At 55.7% G+C, this 8,748-nt stretch carries 2 protein-coding genes; both read left to right on the top strand.

Annotated features, from left to right (window positions below; all coding sequences use genetic code 11):
• The first annotated feature begins 87 nt into the window (after nucleotides 1-87).
• Nucleotides 88-1,515, top strand: coding sequence for a hypothetical protein (locus tag VFE46_12335; GenBank protein HZZ28782.1), 1,428 nt, complete (start codon nucleotides 88-90; stop codon nucleotides 1,513-1,515).
• Nucleotides 1,516-2,112: 597 nt separating this feature from the next.
• Nucleotides 2,113-8,748 (top strand): autotransporter-associated beta strand repeat-containing protein (locus tag VFE46_12330; GenBank protein HZZ28781.1); only part of this gene is annotated, 6,636 nt, incomplete at its 3' end.

The raw sequence follows: 8,748 nt of genomic DNA, 5'->3' as shown, positions 1-8,748 counted from the left end.
TGTTGGCCTTGGCCGTCGAAAGCTCGTTCGTCCTGGCAATTCTGCACGTTAGCAACACACGCGATTTTTCCTAATGAGGTAAGCGCCATGCACCATCACGCAAGCAAATCGTTGGTGAAGCCGCTGCTGTTGGCTGGCATGATTGGCTCGGGCGCGCTGGGCGTGTGGTTGTTTGCCAGCGGCATCGTGGTCTCGATTGTCGATCAATGGCGGTCTTCGCCGAAATGGGAATACTTGGAAATCAATGGGCAAGGCGAAGCCATCATCCGGGCCTATCAAGTGAATGTGGGCTTCTCGTACCGCGATTTAGCCGGTCAGCCAGTTACCGATCCGCTGACCGTTCATGCACTGCCTGGCACCTCGTTGCCGGCCGCCGATGCCGCACACTTTCAAAACCCGCTCGATTGGCCGGACCGTATATTGAGTATTGAAGACGCTCAAATGCCTCCCAACTTCTGGTATTTAATGCGCGAAGGGCAGCCTAACGGGCATGCTTACTTCGTCGGCTTCAATAGCGAATCGAAACAGCAAGTAGGTTATCTCGGGCTGGCCGGTTTCCGCAGCACGCTTCCGCCACGGGAAGAACAATTTGTTCTTTCCACACAAAAGGTGGGCGGTAATATTGCCGGGAATTTCCGTCCTGGCGCGCAGCCCTATATTTATGCCACTCCCGAAAACGAAATCTGGACGGCCTATCTCATCTCCGGGGGAAAACTGTTTCAAGTGAATTTCAAACTGCGGACCGTGCAACCGGTGCCGCTGCCGGAGGAACCCGTATCGGTCGAAATGGCCAACCAACCCATTTCCGACGCGTTGAACTCCGGCTATCGACGTGAGGTGGCCATTCGCACGACAAACCAAATCATCGTGATGGATTACGAGGGTAAAACCTTGCAGACAATTCTCGTGCCCGCCGAATTGCGAGACCAAGGCTTCGATTTGTTCGCCTGGTGGAAACCGCAAGTGGTGATGGTGACCGATATGGCGGGCTGGGTTCATCCGCCGCAAGTGTATTGGGTGAACGATCAAGGACAAATTGCGCGGCATGAAACGGTAATCCTAGCTTCCAATCCGCCTGCCGATCCGCGTTTAATTGCCTGGGGCAGCGCATTTCTTCTTCCCGCGCCGCTGATTTACGCCCCTGCCCTGCTGATTGGCCTGCCTTTGTCCAATGTGTTTGACGGCTCGCAACCTGCTTATGCCGCAGCGCTGACCGTTTGGTGGAATGCTTGCTGGCCGGCGCTGGTTACCTTGTGCGTGTTGGGAATTGCCCTATCGATATATGTTTACGGTCGCCACCAGCGCGTAAGCGAATCGGGCTCGCTGCCCTGGGCAGTTTTTATTGCCCTCATGGGGTTGCCCGGCCTCATTGGCTACGTCTTGCACCGCGCTCGCCCCGCCACGGAAAAATGCGCCCACTGCGGCGCGGTAACTTCGCGGAATCGCGACACCTGCCTTCTGTGCAACACGGAATTTCCATTGCCGCCGCTGAAAAGCATCGAAATCTTTGCGTGAATAAGGGTCTGCTGCGCAGCCAGGTCCAATGCAGGCCTGAGCATTCAGGGGTGCTGTATTTTGGAGGATTTGTCGCCCTGGAAAATCGCAGATTTCTCGCGAATTTCGGCATCCAAGCCCGCATTTCAAACGCTGAAGCCACCCAATCGTTGGGGGACACGTGTCATCTTTTTGGACGACACGCCGACAAAAGCGTTTATTTTTCGTAAATCTGCACTAAACTCAACGATTACTAGCGGGCAAGTATTGTGATCCTTTTCGAGGGTCATTAGAGGTTACCTGCGGGGGAGGCATAACTGGTGACTTGGGGTGTTTTGTAACACCCTCGCCATTGCCTATCTTGTCGTGGCTGGCTGCCGACAATCTCCTCTTCAGCGCCAAGCAGCCAATTGTTTTGTTTGAAGAATTGTGAGTATCATCGAGTAACGGGGATCCTACGGAACTGGCGTCGGGGTCAAAGAGGCAACGCCCCACGCACCCAATGGCTGGCACACTGCCGCCCACAACGGATTTCCAATCGATTCAGCTAAGTCCGTTTCCCGTCGACCCGCTTATTCCGTTTAACAGTCGATCGACAACTTGTGAGGGGAGTTAGATATGAAGCGCAGGAATACGCTCGCTGTGTTGTTTCAGGCCGTGCTGCTGGGCAGCCTTTTGGCGGCAACAGGCCACGTATGGGCAGCCAGCGATACTTGGCTTGGAACTTCCGGCACAGGCTGGAATACCCCGGGGAATTGGAATCTACCGGCGGTTCCTTCCAATGGCGATACCCTGGTTTACACCGGCGCTGGCGGCACGTCGAATAACGACACGGCAACCGTCACGTCTCTGGGTGGCATTTCGTTTGCCACCAGCGCGGGCGCTTACACATTAACCGGGACTCCCACCCTGGCATTAACCGGGGCGATTACTGACAACACAGCCAACGGGACTGCCGAAGCAATCAATTTTGCGATTAATGGTACCGCCGCCAGCAGCCTCGTTTTCGGCTCGGATGGCTCCGGCAGTAATTCAGTCACTTTAGGTGCGACAGATACGTTCGGCGCGTTGACGGTGAGCAGTAACTCAGCGAATGCCGATACACTGAGCATCGGCAGCGGGAACACGCTGACTATCACTGGTACAACGAATTCAAACATCGGAATAGCGGCCACGTCTGCCAGCAACACAACGGCATCGCTGACGATAACAGGCGGAGGCAGTTACAATCAAACCGGTGGAAACCTAGTGGTCGCTGTCACCAGTGGCAACAACAACAACGGTACCCAAACGTCCACCCTGGATGCCTCTGGTCTCTCGGCGTTTACCTATAACAATAGCACCGGCTCGGTGCTTGTAGGCTTCGGCGCGAAATCCAACGGCACGTTAAGGCTCGCAAACGCTGGAAGTGCCGCTAATGCGATTACCGCCGCCACCGTGTCCGTGGGTGACAGCAATAACGGCAATAACGGCGGCACTAGCACCCTTTCGCTTGGAGGGGGTACCAATGTAATTCATGCGACGACCATCAATCTCGGCGCGGGTAAGGCGGTTGGAATCATGAATTTTCAAGGCATGGGTGGCGCGTTAACCATTACCGGCCTGACCGGTGGCGCGAGTACCGCCAATATCACGCTCGGCCGGCAATCCAGTGCAACAGGTACTTCAACGGCGAGCCAACTGCTGCTGGCCGGCCACAATGCCACAGTTCAGGCAGGCACCGTCAATGATGGTCAATTAAACGGCGCTACCGCCAACACGGCAACGGGCAACATCACATTTGACACCGGCACATTCAGTGCCGTGACGCTGGCGTTGGCGGTGGACACCAGCGGAGCCGATTCGGGTGGCGCCAAGGGTACTTTCGTCCTCGGCGCCAGCTCCGCCAGTACGGGAGTTTTGAACGTGACGAGTAATTTTTTTCTGACGAACGTTACCAGCACCTCTACCACGGCTCGTACAGACACTGCGGAATTTGATATCAATGGCGGCACAGCCAATATCAGCACCAACATTTTGGTCAACGGATCACAAACCGGCGTTACACAAAGCTCAACAATCAAGCTGAATGCCGGAACCCTGAGCATGGGCAATGGAACGACGAACTTTGCCATCGGCACTTCCACGGCATTGATATCGACTTTTAGCATGCCCAGCGCTGGCAGCACGGGAACCATCCAAAACTTGGGAGGCGGTGGTATTTTTTCCACGGGCGGCACTGGCGCCACCAGCACAGCTGGTGGTTTGTCGATGGGAGGCACCGGCACTTTGATTTTGGCCGGCACTGACACCTACAGTGGAAACACTACGGTCAACAATGGGGCGTTGTTGGTGAACGGAACATTGGCGGCCAACGGTGCTGCCGCGGTATCAGTTAGCGGCGGGTTACTTGGTGGAACAGGCACCGTTAACCGGGCAGTGACGCTCGGAAGCGGAACCTTGACCGGCGGCACCGGCGCCGCCGGCGCGGGAGGAGCGACGGGCACGTTGACCTTGGCGAATGGCCTGACCATGAATGGCGGCAATTTGCTGTTCAATTTCGGCACGTCCTCCAACAACTCCATCAACATTACAGGCGGCCCAGTAACATTCAATAGCGCCGGCTTTTCGTTCTTGCTGGGCGGCAGCCCCGCTCCGGGAACCTACACCGTTTTAACCTCGGCCAATGCCTTTGCACCGGGCGGATTGAATTTCTCTTCGTCAAGTGTGGGACGAACCACGTTTCAGCCGGTTTCGTTCTCTGGAACAAGTAACATTTTGCAGGTGACCATCAGCGGCAGCGCGGCTAACTTAACATGGAACAACAGCGTGGGAGGGGGTGACGGCACTACGTGGGACACCAGCCAACTGAACTGGACCAGCAGTGCATCGACCAATCCGAATCAGTATTTTGACGGCGACAACGTGCTATTCAACGACAGCAACAATTTCCCCACCAACCCAAATGCCTACAACGTTCAACTTAATTCGACGGTTAACCCGGGCTCGGTGACGTTCAGCAACGGGCCAAGTATAAGTACATATACCATTAGCGGGGGCGGGCAAATTGCCGGGACTACTGGATTGACCGTGAATGGTGGTGGAACGGTCGATATTTCGGCTTTATCGAATAACAGCTACACGGGCAACACAACCATTTCCGGTGGCAGCACGCTGATTATTTCGACCTTGGCCAACGCCGGCTCGAACAGCAGCGTGGGCGCTGCCGGCACCAATATTGTGATTGATGGCGGAACGCTGGTGTGGAAGGGTGGTTCGACCCAAACGACCAACCGCGGAATCACCATCACTCCCAACGGTGCCACGTTGGAAGCGGATCCGACAAGCGGAGGACAAGGAATCACCATTAGTGGCCCGATCACCATGAGTGGCAGCGGCGCACGAATATTGACGTTGACCGGCACAGATACTTCGTTGGCCACGCAAAGCATTTCCAGCACCATTTCTGACGGCGCCGGCGGAGCCACTAGCATCGTGAAAAATGGCAACGGTAGTTGGCAATTGGCCGCGGCCAATAATTATAACGGCGGCACCACGATCAATTTGGGCCGCATTCGTATTACGAATGTGGGCGCTTTGGGCGGCGGTAACGTAACTATTTCCAATGGCGGTCAGGTCTATATTAATGGCAATGGCACAGTAGTTAATAACTTCTCCATCGCCGGCAACGGCGTTACCGAGACCGACGGCAGTTTGGCTGGTGCCCTGCGGATCGGCAATGCCAATAATATTTTGACAGGCCTGATTACGCTGACCGGCGATGCTCGGATTACTGCCCGCAACTCTACTGCCTCGACCGTTACCATCTCTGGCCAGATTACGGGCAATCATAACCTGGAGTTGGGCAACGGCGGCGGCACGACCGTGAACACCATAACGTTGTCGAACCTCAGCAACAACTGGGGCGGCAGCACCACGATTAGCTTTGGCACGGTGAAGGCCGGGGCCAGCAGCGGCGCGACTAGCGGCGTAATTCCGCACGGTGCAGGTGCCGGCGATATCACCATTAACGGCGGAAACGGCGGAAATGCCACGCTCGATTTGAACGGCTTCAACGTCACTATTAACGGTTTGAATTCGACAGCCGGAACCGATTCGCAAGACTTTGTTACGAACAGTTCGACCGGGTCAGCGAGCGTTTTAACCGTAGGCGACAACGATGCCAACGGAACGTACACTGGCGTCGTTCAAGACGGTGGCAATTCGATTGGCTTGACGAAAATTGGAAATGGCAACCAGATTTTGATGAACACCGCTAATCCTTATACCGGAGCCACCACCGTCAGCGGCGGCACTTTAACGATTAAGGCGTCGAGCTCGATCAACAGTACACCGACCATTAGCGTGGCCTCCACAGGCATTTTCGATGTCACTGACTTCGGCGGCGGCGGCATGAGCATTGGTTCTAGCGTTGCGCAAACCTTGGTAGCAAACGGCGCTGTGCATGGCACGATTAATTTGTCCAGTAGCGGAACGTTGGCGGGCACGGGCACGATCGACAGCCTGATGACCCAAGGTGGCAGCAGCATTCGTCCTGGTTCGGCCACAGCCGACGGCAACGTCGGTACGTTGAATATCGGCAGCAACCTCAGCGTCGGTGGCGGCGACATGCGGTTTGACATTGCCGGCGCGACGAATGACAAAATTCTTATCGGTGCCAGCGGTACGGCAAGTTACAACGCTGGCTCGACCATCACCATTGCTCCCACCTCGACCTTTGCCCTCGGCACCACCAACTATGTACTGGTGAATTTGCTGAATACCAGTAGCACCATTGGCTACGGTGGCGGACCGCCGTCATTGAATAACACCGCTATTGGCCGCAACACATTCCATTTGGATACGTCTTCCAACCCTAATGAAATTCTGTTGGTGGCAACTGGCGTGGCGGCCGGCAACCTATTCTGGACTGGTTCGAACGGCAATTCTTGGGATATTCAAGGGACACAGAGCTGGTTGAACACCAACACCACCAGCCAGGATGCGTACTTTGATGGCGATAGTGTAACCTTCGACACCGCGCACAATACGACCAGCACTTTCTCCGTTTCGCTCAATGCAACGGTGGCGCCCGGTTCGGTCACCGTTACCAACGGCAACTACACCCTTAGCGGCGGCACAATTACCGGCAGTACGGGGTTAACCATCTCCGGCGGCTCGCTCAATTTCCAAAGCACGGGCACTTATGTTGGCAATACCACCGTGAGTGGCGGAGCAACCTTACAAATTACCGGTGCCGGCAGCATTAACGGCTCGGCCGTGAAGATTCAAAATGGCACGGTCAAAGTAGGGTCCTCATCGGCGCTGGGAGCAACCACGCCCGTTACGCTGGGCGACGGCGGCAGCAATAGTGGCCTGTTGGATTTGAACGGACAGGCGGTCAGCGTTACGAGTGTTAATGTGAGCGGCACCGGCGCCAGCAATACAATTGGCAATAGCATCGCCACTCCGGCAACCCTGACGGCTTCCGGCGCTTCGAACATTGGTTCCGGTGGAACGCTGCGGGTTACAGGCATCACTTCTGCGACTTTCTCTGGCATTAACGGCGCCGGCAACATCGTGGTGGGCGATAGCGCAAACGCGGCCGGCCTTACCGTGACAGGCTCTGGTGGCTTGTCTGGCACAATTACCGTCAATCCGAATGCAACTCTCACAATTGCGTCCGGCGGATCAATTTCCAGTTCCACGGGTATCACGCTGGCCGGTGCTACAGAAGTATTCTCCAATACGGTATCCGCCAATAACTTTGGCACCGGTTCCACAATTAGCGTGACCGGGGCCAACAGTTTGTTAAAGTATGGTGCGAATGCACTAGCCAATGCCCTCCAAAACCCCATCAGCATTGGCGCCATCGCTTCGGTCACCATCGATGTAAACGACAGCAATGGCACCACCAAAACCACTTACAATGACTCGGGCGCACTCACCGGTAGTGGCCCATTGACCGTGATCAACAGCGGAACCGATTTGGTCGACACCTACCAGTTATCCGGCAACAACTCCAGTTACTCGGGCAATATTTCGGTGGGAACGACCGGTTCGACTATTCGCTTGCAGCCGACCACCGCGAATGGCTTGGGCAGCGGCAGCGTGACCGTTGCCAGCGGCTCGGAAGTTTTCTTCAGTGCCGGCGGCACCTATACAAACAATTTCAACATCACCGGCATTGGATCGACCGTGGATGTTCCGTCTTATGGCGCCATTCGGTTTGTGAATGGCCTCACCTCGACAGGAAACATCACCCTATCTGGCGACGCTACAATTTCCGGCGGCACCTCAGGCGCATTTGCAACAACCATGAATGGCCAAATCACTGGCGCTCATGCGTTGACGCTGATGTCCGGCACGTTCACCTTGAATAACACCACAGCCAATGCCGACAATTATGGTCCGGCAGGGGCCGGTTCAATCGCCACCATTTTGGGCAACTACAACAACCTGGCTGCTCAAGTGGCCACGGTGATCCTGAAGAACACCAACTCCATCAGCACCGGTGGCCTGCAAATGCAGGGCGCCGTGCTGCGGCTGGATAACAACAGTATTTCCATTGCCAATTTGTCCAGCACAGGCACTTTGGCGGGCAGCAGCGTCATTAGTGACGATGGGCCTGATGTGACGGGTGGCTCTGGCACGGTTACCTTGACCTTCGGCGATTCCAGTGGAACGGTCGCTACGCCCAATGCGTATGCTGGTACTTTGATCGACGGCACTAGCGGTGGAAAGCTGGCTATCGTGAAGACAGGCACCGGCGTGGAATCACTCACAGGCCTGAGCACCTTTACCGGCAACGTCACGGTGCAACAAGGCGAGTTAATTGCTGCCAGCACAATCAGTCAAAGTGATGGTTCCAATGGTCCCTTGGGTAAAACTGGGTCCCCCGGCGGTCGAACAATCACCGTGAACAGCAGCTCCACGTTGGAACTGGATATTAACAACGTGTTTGGCGGCAACGGCAACTTGGCATCGAACTTGCCCGCGATTGTCAACAACGGCACGGTAAATGCCACGCAGTACAATCAGATCGGCAATATCACGCTGAATGGGGCGACGCTCAGCCAAACCTCCACTAGCACGGGCAACTATGGCGGCTACCAGTTTTTGGGCTCGGTGACGGTCGGCGGCGCTGCCCCATCGACCATTTCCTCCGGCAACACCGCGGCCAATCACTTGGGTACCAACACCAGCTTTAATGTGGCCGATGTCACCGGAAACTCGACTGTCGATTTGACTGTCTCCGCCGGCCTGCGTGACCAA

Source organism: Pirellulales bacterium (assembly GCA_035656635.1).
Lineage (GTDB): Bacteria > Planctomycetota > Planctomycetia > Pirellulales > JADZDJ01 > DATJYL01.
Note: the sequence above shows the minus strand (reverse complement) of the source record. Positions and strands in the feature narration are given on the sequence as shown.